At 66.7% G+C, this 17,273-nt stretch carries 15 protein-coding genes and 1 pseudogene; 11 read left to right on the forward strand and 5 right to left on the reverse strand.

What is annotated here, in order from left to right; all coding sequences use genetic code 11:
* Positions 1 to 42: 42 nt before the first annotated feature.
* Entirely contained in the window at positions 43 to 900 is an 858-nt protein-coding gene (locus tag AB0L45_RS03595) for a hypothetical protein (protein WP_365835700.1), read from the forward strand.
* Here the strand turns inward: AB0L45_RS03595 and AB0L45_RS03600 are convergent.
* The 5 genes from AB0L45_RS03600 to AB0L45_RS03620 all read right to left on the reverse strand — a co-directional run bounded on the left by AB0L45_RS03600 (position 888) and on the right by AB0L45_RS03620 (position 4,104).
* Entirely contained in the window at positions 888 to 1,745 is an 858-nt protein-coding gene (locus tag AB0L45_RS03600; RefSeq protein WP_365835702.1) for an aldo/keto reductase, read from the reverse strand. The two genes, AB0L45_RS03595 and AB0L45_RS03600, sit on opposite strands and share 13 nt — an antisense overlap.
* Positions 1,679 to 2,875, reverse strand: a complete 1,197-nt coding sequence (locus AB0L45_RS03605; RefSeq protein ID WP_365835704.1) for a cupin domain-containing protein — start codon at positions 2,873 to 2,875, stop codon at positions 1,679 to 1,681. The genes AB0L45_RS03600 and AB0L45_RS03605 overlap by 67 nt, the downstream gene beginning before the upstream one ends.
* A 90-nt stretch (positions 2,876 to 2,965) precedes the next feature.
* On the reverse strand, positions 2,966 to 3,133 hold the full coding sequence (locus AB0L45_RS03610; protein WP_365835706.1) for a hypothetical protein: 168 nt from the start codon (positions 3,131 to 3,133) through the stop codon (positions 2,966 to 2,968).
* Between the two features lie 99 nt (positions 3,134 to 3,232).
* The gene (locus AB0L45_RS03615; RefSeq protein WP_365835708.1) at positions 3,233 to 3,610 is read right to left on the reverse strand and encodes a hypothetical protein; all 378 of its coding nucleotides are present in this window, start codon (positions 3,608 to 3,610) and stop codon (positions 3,233 to 3,235) included.
* On the reverse strand, positions 3,610 to 4,104 hold the full coding sequence (locus AB0L45_RS03620; RefSeq protein ID WP_365835710.1) for an ATP-binding protein: 495 nt from the start codon (positions 4,102 to 4,104) through the stop codon (positions 3,610 to 3,612). Before AB0L45_RS03620 ends, AB0L45_RS03615 begins: the two co-directional genes overlap by 1 nt.
* 269 nt (positions 4,105 to 4,373) lie before the next feature.
* Between AB0L45_RS03620 and AB0L45_RS03625 the strand changes: the two genes are divergently transcribed.
* From AB0L45_RS03625 to AB0L45_RS03670, 10 genes and pseudogenes are all read left to right on the forward strand, one after another.
* A complete protein-coding gene (locus AB0L45_RS03625; protein WP_365835712.1) occupies positions 4,374 to 5,717 on the forward strand; it encodes a transcriptional regulator in 1,344 nt (447 codons plus the stop codon).
* 72 nt (positions 5,718 to 5,789) lie between these two features.
* Complete coding sequence (locus tag AB0L45_RS03630) at positions 5,790 to 6,962, forward strand: serine hydrolase domain-containing protein (RefSeq protein ID WP_365835714.1); 1,173 nt, start codon at positions 5,790 to 5,792, stop codon at positions 6,960 to 6,962.
* Positions 6,963 to 7,227: 265 nt separating this feature from the next.
* Positions 7,228 to 7,647, forward strand: a complete 420-nt coding sequence (locus tag AB0L45_RS03635) for a DUF6507 family protein (RefSeq protein WP_365835716.1) — start codon at positions 7,228 to 7,230, stop codon at positions 7,645 to 7,647.
* Positions 7,644 to 9,965 carry a hypothetical protein gene (locus AB0L45_RS03640; RefSeq protein WP_365835718.1) on the forward strand — a complete coding sequence of 774 codons (2,322 nt, stop codon included), beginning with the start codon at positions 7,644 to 7,646 and terminating at the stop codon, positions 9,963 to 9,965. The genes AB0L45_RS03635 and AB0L45_RS03640 overlap by 4 nt, the downstream gene beginning before the upstream one ends.
* The gene (locus tag AB0L45_RS03645) at positions 9,962 to 10,519 is read left to right on the forward strand and encodes a hypothetical protein (protein WP_365835720.1); all 558 of its coding nucleotides are present in this window, start codon (positions 9,962 to 9,964) and stop codon (positions 10,517 to 10,519) included. The genes AB0L45_RS03640 and AB0L45_RS03645 overlap by 4 nt, the downstream gene beginning before the upstream one ends.
* Before the next feature lie 37 nt (positions 10,520 to 10,556).
* On the forward strand, positions 10,557 to 11,990 hold the full coding sequence (locus tag AB0L45_RS03650; RefSeq protein ID WP_365835722.1) for a DUF6177 family protein: 1,434 nt from the start codon (positions 10,557 to 10,559) through the stop codon (positions 11,988 to 11,990).
* Between the two features lie 299 nt (positions 11,991 to 12,289).
* Positions 12,290 to 12,721: pseudogene (locus AB0L45_RS03655) on the forward strand (IS701 family transposase); the annotation flags it as partial.
* 120 nt (positions 12,722 to 12,841) lie between these two features.
* Positions 12,842 to 12,967 (forward strand): hypothetical protein, encoded by a 126-nt coding sequence (locus tag AB0L45_RS03660; protein WP_365835724.1) that lies wholly within the window; start codon positions 12,842 to 12,844, stop codon positions 12,965 to 12,967.
* A gap of 339 nt (positions 12,968 to 13,306) precedes the next feature.
* Entirely contained in the window at positions 13,307 to 15,094 is a 1,788-nt protein-coding gene (locus AB0L45_RS03665) for a hypothetical protein (RefSeq protein ID WP_365835726.1), read from the forward strand.
* Positions 15,094 to 17,244, forward strand: a complete 2,151-nt coding sequence (locus AB0L45_RS03670; RefSeq protein WP_365835728.1) for a DEAD/DEAH box helicase family protein — start codon at positions 15,094 to 15,096, stop codon at positions 17,242 to 17,244. Before AB0L45_RS03665 ends, AB0L45_RS03670 begins: the two co-directional genes overlap by 1 nt.
* The last annotated feature ends 29 nt before the right edge of the window (positions 17,245 to 17,273 follow it).

Genomic DNA, 17,273 nt, shown 5'->3' on the forward strand with positions numbered 1-17,273 from the left:
GATGGGCGTGGGCCAGGTTGTCCCAGTGCTACGGTCGCCCGTATGGCGCTCTCTACATCGACAACTCGTAACGCTGACTTGCGGGTTGAATCCGTTTGTGAGGTTCTGGACCACGTAGAGCGAGCGCTTCAGACACGTCTGAACCGGGACACCGTCGTACGCAAACGCCGATCGGTCGGGGTGCGGACGGACCGCGATTCGTGGGTGCGGATCGAGAGGCGAGGGCTGGACAAGATCGGCGTCCAGGGGTGGAACGGCACCGAGTCCGCGGCGCGCCTGGAAGGTATCGCTCAGCCTGCATGGCAGGGGTGCGTGGTGTGGCGGGACGCGGACGAGCCTGTCATGTGGCGGGCCGACGAGACCGAGCTCTTGCCCGGAAAGCCCATCGGAACCGCCGTGCTGAGCGACGATCCAGAGTTGCCGGATGAGTGGTGGACGGCGTTCAACTCCTCCCTGGACTCGCTCGCGGCCCAGGACACGAGGCGCGTCGCCACGCCGGACACCGACACCATCACACAAGCGCTCGTCACCGAGTCCATCCGCGGCGTGTTCTCCGACGACTTCGACACGACGATTGAGCGATGGGTGCCGGCCCATGCGGACCTGAACTGGGCGAACATGACCGCGCCGACGTTCTCCCTCTTCGACTGGGAGGACTGGGGGAACGCGCCGCTAGGGCTGGACTCTGCCTCGCTGTGGGCAAGCTCCCTTGCCGTCCCGGCTCTGGCCGATCGCGTACGGCAAGAGCGCAGCCGTGACTTCGAAAGCCGGGACGGCAAGCTGATGACGCTGTTCGTGTGCTCGAAGATCCTGGGACCGTATGCGCACCCCGAGGACCCGCGGCTAGAGCCCGCACGCCGCTTGGCGCAGCAAATTGTCGCGGAGCTTCAGGCGGGCTGACTCCGCAACCGGTGTCGGAGGAGGCTCCGGTACTGGTGGATCGCCTGCTCGTCGACCTCGCCGTTCAGGGCGCCGATCAGCTTGCCCAGATGGGCGGGCTCGTCCGTACCCACGGCGATGGTGCCGACCCGCGGGAGGCGGTACGCAACCCGGAAGGCTGCCTCGACGCGGGAGAGCCTGCTACCGGGCTGAAGGAAGACACGGGGATCGATCCTTTCCCACACCGGGGCGTCCGTGCTGCCTCCGAAGGGGCTCATGCCCCACACCCTGCCGTCGTCCAGGCCCCACGCTGCGGTAAGGGCATCCGAGGCATCGAGCGTTCTGCTCCCTACCATCAGGCCAGCACGGATCATCAGGACGGACGGCCTTGGTGCTCTCGCGTCGATCAGGCCCAGCAGCGGAGAGGGATTCCAAGTCGCGACGCCCCAAGCACCGCACAGGCCCTTCGCCGTGACCTCGTCGAGGGCGGCGCATGCCTGGGCCAGCACGTCCCGGTTGTCCGGGGCGGCATGGTGGAGTGAGTGTTCCGGATTGTGCAGGAACACCAGGTCTGGCTCCCGTCCGAGGTCCCGGGCCGTCTGTTCCACTGCCGCGTGTAGCCGTGCGGGATTCAGGGAGTGCTCCGCCCCGCCCGGCCCCGGGAAGTAGCCGACCTTCGTGGAGATATCGAACTTCGGCAGCAGGTCGCCGGCGGTCTGCGCCAAGACCTGATGTGAGCGGAAGCCGAAGTAGTTGGTGCTGGTGTCGAGCGCGGTGACGCCAAGGTCCAGCGCGCCGGTCAGCAGACGGCGTTCGTGACGAGACCGGTGTAGCCCGAGGACAATTCGGGGGTCAGGGTCGCGCATATCTCCTCCTTCACCAAGATCTCGGCAACCTCCGCAGCTTCGGCCCCGACGACGGCTGCGGCCTGGGCCAACGGGACGGGACTGCCGCTCAACAGCAGACGCAGCGCGGGCAGGGCCTTGGCTGTGAGGGTGAGCTTCTTCCCCGAGGCCACGATGTCGACGGTCTCGCCGCGCTCTTGGATCTGGGGAGGGAAGTGGGTCGTGCACGCCACGGCGTCGAGCGGCCCGAGGACGTCGAGGAACGGCACGTGCCGAGGCAGCGTCGTCGCCTTCTCGTGGGCGGCCAGGAAGTCGGCCGGGGAGCGTTCGCCGATCAGCTCAGCGGCGGCCGCAGTGAGGGCTTCACCACCGGTTCCGTGCCAGCGGTCCAGGTCATGACGGAAGATCTCGCGCTCACGGCACCAGTCGGCCAGCCACGCAAGCCAACTCGCGCCGGTGCGCTTGGTGATGCCGAACGTGACGTGAAGGCTCTTCCCTGAGCCGCTGCCGGTCCGGGTCGCCTGGTGCCAGTGGCCGCGGGGGATGTGCATGACGTCACCGGCCCTCATCATGCCGGACCAGATAATCTCGTCGCTCGGGGTGTTGTTGGGGTCGGCGTCCCGGTACATGGGGACCTCGCGGGAGGGCGCGCGCACCTCCCACTCCTTCTCGCCCGCAAGCTGGACGATCACGACATCGTGATCGTCCCAGTGCAGAGGGAAGCCGGCGGCATCGTTGGTCGTCAGGTATGCGTTGACCTGCACTCGCTCGCGGGACCACCACTGCAGAGCCCGGCATGCGACTTCCATCGTGGGGTCGAAGACATTGAGCTGGTCGAGGATGAGCGTGGCACCTTGCTCAAGGAGCCGACCAAGGCTGCGCATGTTTGCCATGGGGATGCTCTGGCCCCGAGGGCTGACGCTGTCGGTGTAGTAGACGGCCGGGTGGACTTCCTCGCCCTTCTGGAAGCACCGGAACTGCGGGCGGCTCAGGCTCCTGCGCATCGCGATGTCCAGCAGGCGGTTCGGGGTCAGGATGCGGGAGACGAGGGCGGGGTCGTCCATGCTTCCCCGTACGAAGCCCTTGCCCAGTTCCTCTGCTCCGCTCCAGCCGAGCGCTGTCTCGATGGCGCTGATCAACCGGTGTCCCATCGCTGCCTCCTCAATCCTCAATGGGTTGACCGCTTGTTGCTGACAGGCGGGGGGCCTGCACGGCGGTCCGTGCAGGCCCCCCGCCTGGGACTACTCGCTGTCGTGCAGGTTGCCGTCACCGCCCGGCCACGGGGCGTCGCCGGAACTGCCGGCGTTGTCGGACCGGAGGCTGTCGTACCGGTCGTGGACGGCGGTCAGTTCTTCCACCGCCACCAGGAGGCCACTGCTGGCCGGAGGCGGTGTGGTGCGCTCTGCCACCTCGTGCTCCTTCCTCTTCGGTTCTCCCGTCGGGGTTCCGGCGGGAAGCAGGGCCGCCCCCACGGCCGTGGGAGATGTGGGATGACGTGGGGGCGGCTGTCAGTGGGCGGCACGATGGGCCGCAGCCCTGCGGTGGCGGTCCCTGTCGGGAGGTGCCAACGTGCGATGCGCGGGCAGGACGCCTGCGTCTTCGCGCATGTTGGCTTCCAGAACGCGCTGGTCCAGTTGGTACAGGCACGCACGGCAGGCGTAGAGGGACGCATGCATGCCGCTGGAGCGGACGGGCCCGATCCACGTGACCTCGACGTCGTCGCGCCCGCACCACAGCCAGCACATTCCCTGCGGCTGCCACTCATGGCGGTCCCACAGGGGGTCCGCGATCGGCTCTCCGGTGACCGGGTCGATGTCGCGGCGGGTGGGCCGGAAAACCACATCGGTCTCTGGAAGCGGGGTCACGTGCAGGGTGTGCCGTCCCATCACGCGACCGCCCGGGGGAGCGAAGCCGGCGCGCCTCGGATCTCAGGCCCCGGCCTGTCGGCGAATAACCGGCGCAGAATGCTGGTCCAGGCGGCTTGCGCCGGCCTGGGCAGCGCAATCTCCGCCCATACCCGCTTTCCCCGGTCGGTAAGATTCCAGCCCGACCGCACCGCCAGAAAGCCGACCAGCGCGAGGCCGCGACCACTCTCGTCGTCGGCTTCGGTGCCGTTTGCCTTCAGAGCAGCCACGGGATCGCTGTCGAGAACGTCGATTACCAGGCTGCCCGGCCGGTCGTAGAGCGCGACTGTGATGGGCCCTTCCCCGTGGACGACGGCGTTGGTGATGAGCTCAGAGGCGACCAGGCGGACCGCGTCAGCCGTCTCGTCATCCAGCGGGACGCCCCACGAACGCGCCTTATCGATGATCAGACGTCGGGCGGAGGAAACCTCCTCTTCCTTACCCGCGAGGACGAAACGAGTGACGAGCGTGAGCATGGCGGACGCCTCCGAAGAGTGGAGAGCGGCTCCACTCCCGACAGGGGGCGCAGGGGTGGAGCCGCCGATCTGGGAACCATCCGAGGGCGGACGTTTTCTGCGCGGCTCTCGGACGGCTGATGTCCAGTCAACGGTCGTGGCGTGTGGGCCCGGAACGTTTCCAGGGGGTTTCTCTCGAGGACGCCCTTGCACACTCAGGCATGGGCATGGGTACGGCACGGGAAGTAGCTTCCGCACGACGTTCGTGTGGAGATGACGGGAGTGATCGCATGCCTGGTGAGCCCTTAGCAGTCCACCCGTTCACCTTCGTCCGCCAGGCACGTGGATGGGGTAAGGCCGAATTCGCCCGGCTCATGCAGGCGCACGGAAGGTCGCTCGGAATCCCGCTGGCGACCAACCGGACGACCGTATGGAAGTGGGAGCAGGGACAAGAACCGGATGCGGATGCTCAGCGCGTGCTCGCTGACCTGCTGCGTGTCCCATACGAACGCGTACAGGCCGAGGGATGGCCACGCTGGCTGCCAGTATGGGAAGTCACCGGGCTCACCGCACCCTGGAACCAGGCCGGTACCCATGAGGCATTGGCCGATCTGGTGGGGAGTGGCCGCGTGGACCGTCGAGGGTTTCTCACCATCACAGGCGCCGCGCTGACGGGACTGGCAGCGAGCTGGGCCGAGGCGCCCTCGGCCTTCGCCTCCGCGCTCGGCGGAGATCGCGTCACGGACACGATGCTCTCGACGATCGAGCAGCGCATCGGCACACTCCGCACACTCGATGACCAACTCGGAGGCGCCCGACTCCTGGAGCAGGCACGCGGCGACCTCGCTCTGATCACAGGGCTCCTGAGCACCGGCCGGTACACGGACGACATCCACGTTCGACTCTATGCACTGGCGGCGAGGGTGTCGCATCTGACCGGCTGGATGGCCTACGACGCCGGGCTGCGGTCCGCAGGACAGCGCTACTACGTCGGGGCCCTGCGCAGCGCACGTACCGCTGGAGACGACGCCTTCGGTGCCTTCATCCTCGCCGAGATGGGCGTCCACGTCTCCGAGGCCGGGCGGCCCGCCGATCGGGTCGCCCTCATCTCGACCGCCATCGACAACGCTCCTCGAACACTGTCGCCCTACACCCAGTCCTTCCTCTACCTGCACAAGGCCGAAGCAATGTCCCGCGACGGCGACCACCACAGGGCCGGTACAGCACTGAACCGCGCTGCTTCTCTCTGGGAACGCCACACGGCGGAGGACAACCCCGACTGGCTCGACTGGTTCGGCGAGGCACAGCTGCGATCCACCGAAGGCAAGATCTTGTTGCGCTCCGGACAAGTGGAGCGCGCGACGAGCTCCCTGGAGGCTTCGGTCAAGCAGGCCGCACCCCGGGACAAGGCCGTACGGTCCAGCCGACTGGCCGAGGCCCGGCTTGCCGGCGGTGACCTGGACGGAGCGCTCGACGCCGCGAACCACGGCGCAGAACTCCTCGAAGAGAAGGTCAGCTCCGTACGTGCCTATGACCGTTTGAAGGAGTTCTCTGCGCGCCTGGAACCACACAAGTCCGTCCCAGAAGTCCGCGAGTTCAGAGACCGTCTTCAGGCACTACCCGACGCCGCCTGATCGGCACCGTCTCATGCATCGCGAGCCGGCCCGCCCCTCGGAGCAGACCGCCAAAGTGCCAGGATGGACGGCATGACGACGATCGATGGTGAGGTCGCAGCCGGATTCGAGCCCGTACGCGAGGCGTTTGCGGCGAACTTCGCCGATCACAGGGACATCGGCGCAGCGGTGTGCGTGTACCGGGATGGCCGGCCCGTCGTTGACCTGTGGGGTGGGATCGCCGACCCTGACAGCGGTCGTCCATGGACGCGTGACACGCTGCAACTGGTCTACTCCGCGACCAAGGGGGCCACCGCAGCCGCGGCGCACCTGCTGGTCCAGCGCGGCCAGCTGGACCTGGACGCTCCGGTGGCCTCGTACTGGCCGGAGTTCGCAGCGAACGGCAAGGCGAACATCCCGGTGCGCTGGCTCCTCTCCCACCAGGCCGGCCTGGTGGCACTGGATCAGCCGGTACCGCTGGCCGACGCGCTGGCCTGGCACCCGATGGCGGACGCACTGGCCGCTCAGCGTCCCCTGTGGAACCCAGGAACCGCGCACGGGTACCACGGCCGGACCTTCGGCTGGCTGGTCGGCGAGGTGATCCGCCGAGTGTCGGGGCGGACGCCCGGCCGCTTCTTCGCCGACGATATCGCCGTCCCGCTGGGACTGGACTTCTTCATCGGGCTGCCGGCGGATGAACGTGACCGGGTTAGCCACATGGTGTACCGGCAGCCGGAGACAGACTTCACCACCGCGCCTCCGGAGTCGATCCCCGAAGAACTCCGCGAAATGGTCGCCGCCTGGCGCGACCCGAACTCCCCCAGCAACAGGGCATTCGCGATCACCGACCCACCCGAGATGGACTTCAACTCTCCCGAAGCACAGGCCGCGGAGATCCCGTCCTCCAACGGCATCGGCACCGCGCGCAGCCTCGCCCGCATGTACGCCGCCCTGATCGGCGAGGTGAACGGCGTGCGCCTGCTCACCCCGGAAACCCTCGCCTCGGCGACCACGGAACAAGCCAACGGCAAGGACCGGGTCATGGTGATGCCGAGCCGGTTCAGCTCGGGCTACATGCTCCCCACCGAGGCCACCCCCATGACCGGACCGAATGCCTTCGGCCACACCGGCCGAGGCGGCTCCCTCGCCTTCGCCGACCCGAAGCACGGCATCGCCTTCGGCTACGTGATGAACCACATCATCAGCGGCTCCGACGATGTGCGCGCGGCATCACTGGTCGACGCAGTGCGCAGGTCACTGGCGTAACTGGGGCAAGCTCGTTGCGGCGACGACCTGCTGCTCCGTCTTCACGAGGCGCCTCGTTTCACACCCCTTCAGCCCACGCGGTCGTGTGCACCCCACTGAGGTCACGTGCGTGTCGCTCGACAGGCATCGAGTCTCGGCGCGGCAACCGTCTTACCGCTGCGACGAAGACGTTGGTACCCAGGTCTCCCTTGGGTTGTCAGTGAGCTGTGTGAAGATAGTTTCCGTTCGGGGGAACGCTTCGCTGAGTGGTTTCGGGGGCTGGGGAATGACCGGGTGGGATATCGCGCCCGCGGGGGTGCGGTTGGTGATTGCCAAGGTGCGCGAGTCGGCCGACGGGATGAATGACGGCATCGACTTGTACGGGAAGAGCGTGCAGGCGGCGATGACTGCGGCGGGCACGCTGTCTTTCGGGGACGACGGCGCCGGTGGCGGGGACGGTCGGGCCACCGGGTTGGTGGCGGTGGCGCTGGGTGAGTTCGCCAAGGGGATCGAGCGGGATGTGGCGTTCCTGCCGTTGCGGGCCAGTGACTCGGCCAACGGCGCGGTCGAGGCGACCAATGCCTACGTCACCGGGAGCTTGGAGCAGGCGTGGAATGCGCAGCATGCTGCCTTGCAGGTGCCGGATGTGAGCGCAGTGCTGAAGACCGCCCACAAGAAGGGGCATGACGCGGGCGGTGGAAAGTGATCAGCCCGGAGAAGATCCCGAGCTATACGGGGAATCTGGCTGAGCTGCAGCACGAGGTCACTCGCCTGCGGCAGGCCGCGCGCGAGATTCGCGGGCACGGGCATGCGGTGCATGCTCGCTTCCAGCACTTGGACGCCTCCTATAAGGCGCCCGAGGCGGAGCAGCTGTTCGCCACCACGCAGGCGGTCAACGACACCTCGGGTGATGTCGCGGGCAAGCTGGAGTCGGTGGCCGACGCGCTGGCCGGCTATGCCGATGAGGTAGCCGTCATCGTGCAGCGGCTGGAGTCGTTGCGGCAGAAGGCGTCGGCGTTTGTGGCCTCGGTCAAGGACGACCAGGATCCGATATCCGGCGGGTGGCGGCATGACCAGGACAAGGTCGATGAGCATCAGGCGCTGCTGGACGGGGTAACCGCGGCCGTGGCCGCCTTCCAGCAGGCCGGGGTCACTGCCGCCGACAAGATCACTGCTCTGGTGCACGGCACCCGGTGGCACATCAACGACGGCAGCCCGAAGCAGAAGAACGCCTACGGCTTCAGCGCCGAGCAGCTGACCGAGGCGCCGAAGCTGCCATGGGGAAGCCCCGAGCACTATTGGGGCACTCCGTTGGGCATCGACTACCACCTGCAGGAATTCGGAATCAGCCTGTGGGACAACGCCGCCGGCTCGGTAGAGGGCTTGGTCAATCTTTTCAGTTCCGGTGAGGAGGGCGACGCCGCGCGCGAGGACCTGGGCAAGATCGCTATGGGCCTGGCGTCCTACGCCGTCGATCCCGCCGGTGACCGGAAGGACCTGAACCCCACCCAGCGCCTATACGCCCCGTACCGCAAAGACGCCAAGGAGTTCGCCAAGTCCTTCGTGGCCTGGGACGACTGGGCCACCAATCCCGGCAAGGCGGTCGGGACCGTGTTCTACAACGGCCTCACCCTGGCCTCAGGCCCACTGGGTGCGGTCTCCAAGACCGGGGCGGCAGCCGGCAAGGCCGGAGCGGCCGCGCGGGTGGCGGGCACGCTGGCCAAGGTCGGCGAGGTCATGGACCCGATCGGCGCGGCCGGCAAAACGGTCGGCGTCGCAGCCCGTGCCCTGCCCAAGCTCTCGGAGGTGACCGCCGGACTGCGCGCTGCCACCGACGCGGCCGCCGCCGCGGACACCCCGCACAGCGTCATCGAGCTGGGCAACGGCGCAAAGGTTCGCATTGAAGACGGCCAATTCTTCTTAAGCAAGGACGGCCAGCCCAACACCGACCCGACCCCTCACGAGCCGCCTGCCGGCCAACGCACCCCCTCTGTCGATGCACCACGCCCGGAGCAGGTGCCGTCCCGCCACGAACTGGTTGGTGCCGGCGCCCGCGCCCACGAAGGTTCTGCTCACGCGGGCGAGAACCTGCCGCCGCAGGCGAGCCATGAAGCGCCCAGCACAGGCGGTCACAGCAATGCTGTGCCTCCCCCCGGAGAAACACCGGGCGGAACCAGTGCTGTACATACGCACGACCCTGGCGGTTCTGGCTCTGGAGCGGACCACCCTTCGTCGGGTAGTAACCACGACCTCCCTCACCAGGACGGCCATGGCCATGCCGGCGAAGGCGCTCACGATTCCCATCATGGTGATTCGGGTGATGAGACACCGAGCTCAGCCGAGAATGGTGCCGACGGTGCGGATGTTCACCCGCACCCGGACACTCCTCCAGACCCGGCCGCTCCTCATGGGGCGGACGGCAGCGAGAACTGGGGTACGCACAACGGTGAGCCGGTCAACTACTTGCTCCCGCCGGATGAAAAGGCCGCCAAGGTATACGCCCGTATTCGCGCCACAACGGATGACGTCCCAAAGATCGCAGAGAACTACGGAATCGACCCTGCAATAGTCGAGAGAGCCAAGCAGAACCTCTTCCTCGACAAGCACGATGTTTACAATGGTCCGGGTCCTGAAAACTTCAAGAAGGGTGTGTATTTCGCCGCCTACGACGAGATTGCGGACCTGTGGACCAAGGCCGAGAAGGGGACGCTGAAGGGAGACGAGGGTTCCTTCCGCGGGATGATCATTCACGAATATGTCGAGGCTCGACTGCTGGAAGCCGGCATGCCGTTTACTTCGGGTCACCCGTCAGCGTGGGCGGAGGTCCGTGACTGGGGTAATGGGCACGTTGGGGCACACGATGTGGCACCGATATCCTTCCGAGGTGCACCGCTCACCGCGAAGGGCACGCTGGCGCTGTGGCCCAAGATGGGTCTGACGCCGCCAGAAGTCGCCATCGCGGACGATCTGTCCAACCTGGACGTAGTAGTCGATGCGGCGAAGAAGGGACTGGGGCTTTCATGAACCAAGAACGTGCGACAGCGATGGTGGATCGTCTGTTGGCTATTGATTGGCGGGACGAGGAAGCTGAGTTCGAGCATTCCGCGTCACGGGCACGCCTGCTGCGCGAATATCTTCGCAGAACTGCCCTCTGGGTGCAGGAGCTGCAAAAAGGCGATGACCGGCCGTTCTTTGACGTTTCCCAGTCGGACCGCTGGCCGTTCTTTGACCTTGCCAAGCGAGTCGATCCTTCGGTGCGTGCGGATGAGGGGCTCAGCCAGCGCCTGGATGATTTCATCGACGAGCATGTACCCGGTGCCCTGGCCGCCAGGCTATGTCGAGCAGCATTGAACTGGGCATCGATTTCCCGAGACTCGCTGGGAAAGCTGCCCGAACTCCCTGACCCATTCGAGCCCCTTGTCGTACTATTCGAGCGAGGTGGAGGGTTCTGGGTCGAGAACGGATTCGTTGACTTCGTGGCCTATCGGGTCCGCCTGGCAACGTGGCAGGAGCACCTGGCGGCTGCCCCATTGACGTCCTTGGATCCCGCTTCCCTCGATGCGCTGGATGCTGATTGAGCCCGGCCGGCTCTCACCCCACTGACCTAGGAACTTCGTGCCGCAGGACGTCATCTCGCTCACGCCGAACATGCCCGACGTCCATACCCTTCTTGCCGGGTTGTACGCGGGCGGCCCCGACTCGCGCCTGACCAGCACTGCGGAGGGCGCCGCCGTCCAACTGCACTCAAGTGACGGCCGCCCCCTCGTGACCGTCGAAGCCCCCGTTCTCGTGCAAGTCCCCGGTGAGGCCGCTCGGCTGCTGGGAGCACACGTAGGCGTGGATGCCCCGGTGTGGTGGACAGAGGTACGGGCGACAACGGCAGCTGAGGAGGCCGGGCGACTGGCCGGGTCCATCGGCGGGCGTCTGATCGCTGCCTTGGGGGGCATCACTTGGCCGCCCGGTGCCGCACACACCGACGTCGTGGCCGTCTCACCCGAGGGTGGTGGGGGCTACGACGGCCCGTACCCTGCGGAGGTAGGCGATCCACTCTCCATCGATGTCCTCACTGACCAGTCTGTCGTGGTGCTCCAAGACCGCCCCGTCGTCGCCGCGACAACCTGGCTCACCGATGCTCTGCGGACCGCTACCGCCTCCGGACGCGAGTTGCAGCTCATCACCCCGCCCAGTGTCCGACTGACTCTGCCCACCCGGACGCTGCTGGACGGTCTCCCCGCTCGCTGGGTCGTGCGTGCCCCCGCCGGCGGCTACTACGACGGGCTTTCCGGCGTCGTACTGCATTGGCGAGAAGGACGCTTCGCCCCCGCGGAGACCGGGCACTCCTCGCCCCAGTTGGCTGATGCTTTCACTACTCAGCCGGCCTTGGATGACGGGGAGGGCGGCCGACAGCTACTGCTCTCCATGCGCACCACTCACCCTGCCGACGAACATCTTCTCCTCGGCGGTGCCTTGGAGGCCGCCTGGCAGGCCCTCACCGGAGCACCGCCCGCCGGCTGGGCCACTGCCGAGCCCGTCAGCCTGCCTTGGTCCCGCCGCCAGCTGACCGAGCTGGCCCGCGCCCGGGCCCAGAAGTCCATCGCCACCTGGCTGGTCGCCGTCGGTGCCCTCGACCACCCAGCCATCGCCACCACCCGCATCGCCCACACCCCCGCAGGCGTCGAGGAACACATCACCCTCGCCGTCGGCTACCCGGCTGACCAAACGCCGCCGCTGGAGACCATGCCCGAGCTGGCCGAGACCCTCGCCACCCGGCACAACCTGACCTCGATGCTCACCCACCTGCGCTGCGCACGGCGTGACTTGACCATTCCGCCCCACCGCGAAGCCTCTCCGCCCCCGCTTTCCTTCACTCTCGGCCCCGACGCGGTACACAGCATTGGCCGAACCACCGCCGAATCCGCCCCGGCTGTACGGCCCGTACCTCTCGGGCGCGCGGTACGCCCCGCACTCCACTACTCCTTCGGCGACGGTGCCGATCCCACTGCCTGGCAACGTCTCAAACAACTCACTGACCATTTGAACGGCGCCTGAGGCCCGGGCCCCGCCATCCGGCTCTGGGCTTCCGGGCGGATGGGCGACGCCCTCACAGGGGCCTGCCGTTCGCCTTGAGCACCTCGACGCGGCCTCCGTCGGCCTGACCGCCCCGGTCACCCCTGACTCAGCTCGCCTACTAGGGCACTTGACGCCCCTGCCGGCCAGGAGCTTCATGCCCGCCGCGAGGTCGATCAGTGTCAGCCCTTCACAGAACATGGGTCACCAAGGCGGGCGGGACTGCTGCATGATCGGGTGACAGCGGGGTTTATGCAGCCAGAGCTGCGGGTGCGGCCATGGTGGTCTCGCACTCGTTGGGGGGCAAGATCCGGCCGGCCGGAGTGCGTCCGCGCCGGTTGGCCAAGGCGGCCGCGGTGGCCGGGCACGGCCGGTGGGACGGCGTCCTGCCCCAGGCGCACCTGCTGGCCGAATGGCTCGCCGGTGAGGACACCCCGACCCGCTTCTGGCTGTCCGGCCTGCCCGCCGATACTCCGATCGCCGGCCTGGTCCGGCTGGCGAAGATCCGCTGGCGCATCGAGCACGACTACCGCGAACTCAAGCACGGCCTGGGCCTGGACTACTTCGAGGGCCGTTCCTGGGCCGGCTGGCACCACCACGTCACCCTCGCGACCGCCGCCCACGCTTTCCTGACCGAACAGCGTCTGGCCCCAAAAGCCCCCGCGCCGGGCTCACCCTCTACCAGGTCCTCGACACTCTCCAGGACATCCTGAGGTGCTGGACCGGCATCTGCACCACCTGCCAACATCCCCTGCCCAGAAACCGCAGATCAGCACCGACCTAACGGAGTCCTACTAGTCGCCGATCCCCTGGCGGTCGCGGCCCAGGGAGTCGTGACGGTGAACAACGCGGAGAACGTGAAGGTCAACGGGCGGCAGATCAGCGGGATCGAAGGGCGGGAGGAAGAGAACGGAACGGTGGGCTTGCCGGTCTCGCTGGTGCGGAGAGGTCGCCGGTGATCGGCGGAGGCAGGCCATCGGGCAGGCCGGCCGGCCCGACCTGGAGAGGTGCTCGCTACATGGACGGGGGCGTGAGGCTTCAGGGAACCGCACAAGCGCCGTTCCGCGTCTGCTGTAGATCAAGGAACCATGGATGAGTTTAGGGCGTCCCCTGTACCGTTGAAGCGACAGCGCTGTCGCTGGTGTCCCAGGAGGGGGGATGAGGCACAGGGGTGGGCTGGAGCGAGCAACCCAATGACGCCTTCAACGCGCGGTGATCGGCAACCCGATCGCCGCGTGTGAAGAGGCGCTGCTCCCAGCACGCTGACCATCGTCCACCCATGCCTCCCGTTGAAGGCCATGAACGCATTCGACCGATGGTACAAGGGGCTCAGCAGCTTCAACCGGGACCTCATCCTGCAGCACTTCTGCGCAGAGGCTCCGGTTCCGCTGGGCGAGCTTGCTTCTCAGCATGCCCTTCTTCAGGAGACTGCGCGGCGGTGTCGGAACTTCCTCATGGACGAGTTCAACCGCAGTGTCGAGGCGGATTCGATACTCCGTGCCTGGATAGAGCGCGCGGAGCTTGACCTTCGGAAACCTTGCCTAGTCAGTTCGTTTCTGAACCGCCACGCTTGGCTTGGCGAAAACATTGGGGACGGGCTCACCGTCCTCCGCCTGTTCACCGGCATGCGCTGGCTGGACGCGACCACCTCCGCGTCCCCGACCGGACAGTGGATCTTCATGAATGATCTGGAAGAGTGTGGCGTCGCCACGGTGAGAGCCCTCGATCTTGATGTTGACGAGGTGATGAGCCTGTTGACAGCCTCCGCTCTCCTCGACGCACGCCAGGTGCCTGTCCCCAGCGATCTCGACCACCTGCGTCAGTGGCTGATCCACTGCGGTCTTGATTGCGAGGGCAACCAGATCTCGTTGACTCGCTCCAAGCTCCAGCCAACTGAGACCGTTGTCATCTCTGGGGGGATGTCCGGGCTGGTCGAGCAGCTGTCCGCCCTCCTCCAAGTAAATAAAAACCGCGAGAGCGCACTTACTCTAGGTGACCTTATCGGTGAGGCGGAGGTGGCGGACGGAGAGCTGGGAGTGGTCTCCCGCATGCTCCGCGATACCACCTTCACGGCGCGCGATGGCTGGGTTGTGCCGGATCGCTCCACCGATTCTGAGCGGCGTCGGACAGTGCGAGGCGAAGGAATCTCAGCAGTGGAGGTGACTACGGAGAGTAACAGTCCTTTGGGTGCGACCGAGGAAGCCAAAAACAGGGAAGCAGAGAGTGATGGATCTATTCCGCACGCAGGCACGCTGGTGGATGCAGGCGAAGCGGTCTTGGAGGCGTCGCCCGGAGACCGCATAGCGCAGGTCCTCGAAGGCTGCGCTGAGGGCATGAGCACCTCGCTCATCGAGGGAGCACTGGACGGAGTCGTGTCACCGGTAGAAGTGACAGAGGCGCTTTTTACGGATGCACGCTTCGCGATCACGGCCAGGGGAGCCTGGTGCCTCCAGGACGGTACCGACGCGACTGCACCCTCGCCTGCAGCGATCCCGGCCCAGGGGCTTCCCTCCCGAGAAGAAGAAGCGTCCGTCTCACCCACCAGGGCTGCCGGCGGCGTCGGGCCTCAGCGTGAGCGCGAGCGCCTCAACAAGGTGGAGGCCGCTTTGCGCGAAGCAGATACCCCGCTGACTGTCGAGGAGCTGAGGAAGCGCACGGGCGTCACCATCGGGATCCAGTATCTCCGGCAGCAGATCGAAGGGGATGCCCGCTTTAGCCGGAGCCAGCGGAACCAGTGGGCGCTGACCGAGTGGCACCTCCCGGTGTACAAGCCGATCAAGGAACTGATCTCTGACATGGTCGATGCGCACGGCGGCCAGGTTGAGGCAGATAAGGTCGTGGCGCTTCTTCGCCGAGACTTCGACATCAAAGAGTCCAGCCTGCGGGCCGCCATGTCCATTGCCCCATTCACCGCACGGGGAGGGACCGTCCGCCGCATAGGTGAAGACCGGGACGCTGGCTCCGAGAAAGCAGCTGTCCCCGCAGCCCGCACCTCTGAGACCGACCCGTCGGCCGTGCAGCAGCCCCGCCCCGCCGACGAGGCCCCCGACGTGGACGACCTAATGGACCACCTGGGGCTGATCTGATGGCGCCTTCCCCTTTCCTCCGCGACTGCGGCGCGGAGTCCGACTACCGCAGCGACCGCAACCACCTTGTCGAGGACTTCTACCTGCCTGCCCTCGCCGCCTCCACCGCCTACGACCGGGCCGTGGGCTACTTCGCTGCGTCCGTGATCGCCACGCTCGGGCAGGGAATCGACGAGTTCACCGCGCGCGGCGGCACCATGCGGATCATCGCCTCCCCCTACCTTGACCCGGCTGATATCAAGGACATTGAGGACGGCTACGAGCTGCGCGAAGTCCTCCAGCATGCTGCCCTCCGCGACCTGGAGCAGGCGGTTGAGGACGCGCGGGCAGCCCGCGGTCTCGGCAAGCTTGGACAACTGGTCGCCGAGAACCGAGTCGATTTCAAGCTGGCCTATGTCGAAGAGCGTGGCCGCGTCGGCATGTACCACGAGAAGATCGGTGTCTTCCGGGACGGCCGAGACGTCATCGCCTTCAAGGGCAGCGCCAACGAGACCCGCTCCGGTCTCGTCGGCAACTTTGAGGCGATCGAGGTCTACCGGAGCTGGGACCCGAGCGATGCACGCCGGGCCGCGCGCATAAGCAAGGACTTCGATGACCTCTGGGAGAACCGCACGCAGATGCTGCGCGTCATCCCGTTCACCGAGGCGGCCAAGGTGATCGTCGAGCGCAGCGCTCGGGCCACTGCCGACCAGTACGAACTGGACGACCTTCCGACCGGCGGAACCCCCATCCGCACCGCGCCGCTGCCTCCTTCTGGCACACCTGCGATCCCGCCCAGCCTGAAGGTTCGCGACTACCAGAAGGAAGCTGTCCAGAACTGGTTCCGCAACCAGTGCCGAGGCATTCTCCGCATGGCCACAGGCACAGGCAAGACTCTGACCGCACTTTCCGCTGCCTCCCAGCTCGGCACGCTCCTTCGGAAGAACGATGCGTCTGCCTCACTCCTCACCGTTATCGTGGCCCCGTACCAGCATCTAATCGACCAATGGGCTAAGGACATCGAGTGGTTCGGCGTGACACCGTTGCGGGCCTACGAGGCGACCAGCAAATGGTCTGCGCGCGCTCACAGCCTGCTCCAGAACATCGCCCTCGGCGGTACCCGAGGCGGCGTCATCGTCACCACCAACGCCACCTTCGGCGGTGATGCCTTCCAGAACCTGCTCAGCTCCTACCGGGGGCACCTCCTCCTCATCGCGGACGAGGCCCACAACCTTGGTGCCGCGCACCTGCGTACCCGCCTCCCGGAGAAGGCTCAGTACCGCCTTGGCCTCTCCGCCACTCCGGAGCGCTGGTTCGATGAGGAGGGCACCGACGCCCTCACCGACTACTTCGACCGAGTCGTCTTCGAGATGAGCATCGGCGAAGCCATCCGCCGCGGTGCCCTGTGCCGCTACACCTACACACCCATCCTCGTGGAGCTGGACGACGAAGAAGCCGAGCTGTACGCAGAGACCAGCGCGAAGATCGCTCGCCTAATCGCGGCCGGCACAGACCTGAAGGAGACCGCCGACCGGGACAGCCCGCTCGGCCGACTTCTGAAGAAGCGCGCCGACATCATCGGCCACGCCCGCGGCAAGCTGGAGATCCTCCGTGCGGAGATCGAGAAGCGCCGGGACACCAGCCACCAGCTCATCTACTGCGCCGAGGGCAAGCACCCGCTCCTTCAAGAGCCCGGCACCGATGGCGCGCGCCAGATCGACCAGGTCATGGAGATGATCGGCAACGAGCTGCACATGCCCGCTGCCCGCTACACCTCGGAGACGAAGCGCTCGGCCCGCCTGGACGTCCTGCGCCGCTTCGAGAATAACGACCTCCAGGTCATCTCCTCCATGCGCTGCCTGGACGAAGGCGTGGACGTCCCGGCCTCCCGGACTGCCTACCTCCTGTCCAGTTCCTCCAATCCCCGCCAGTTCATTCAGCGTCGCGGCCGCGTCCTGCGCAAGGCGCCCGGCAAGGAGCGCGCGGACATCATCGACTTCGTTGTCGTGCCACCTGCGGGCGGGGACGCGATTCAGTACGAGACCGAACGCAGCCTGCTCCGTCGCGAGCTGGCTCGCGTCGAGGAGTTCGCCTACCTAGCTGACAACGAGGGGGACACCCTCAATGTCCTCCGCCCCGTGCGTGAGCGCTACGGCCTCTTTGACACCTGAGAACCCACTGCAAGTACCCCCCACTCCTT

Origin of the sequence: Streptomyces sp. NPDC052496, from assembly GCF_040679095.1 — a bacterium.
Lineage (GTDB): Bacteria > Actinomycetota > Actinomycetes > Streptomycetales > Streptomycetaceae > Streptomyces.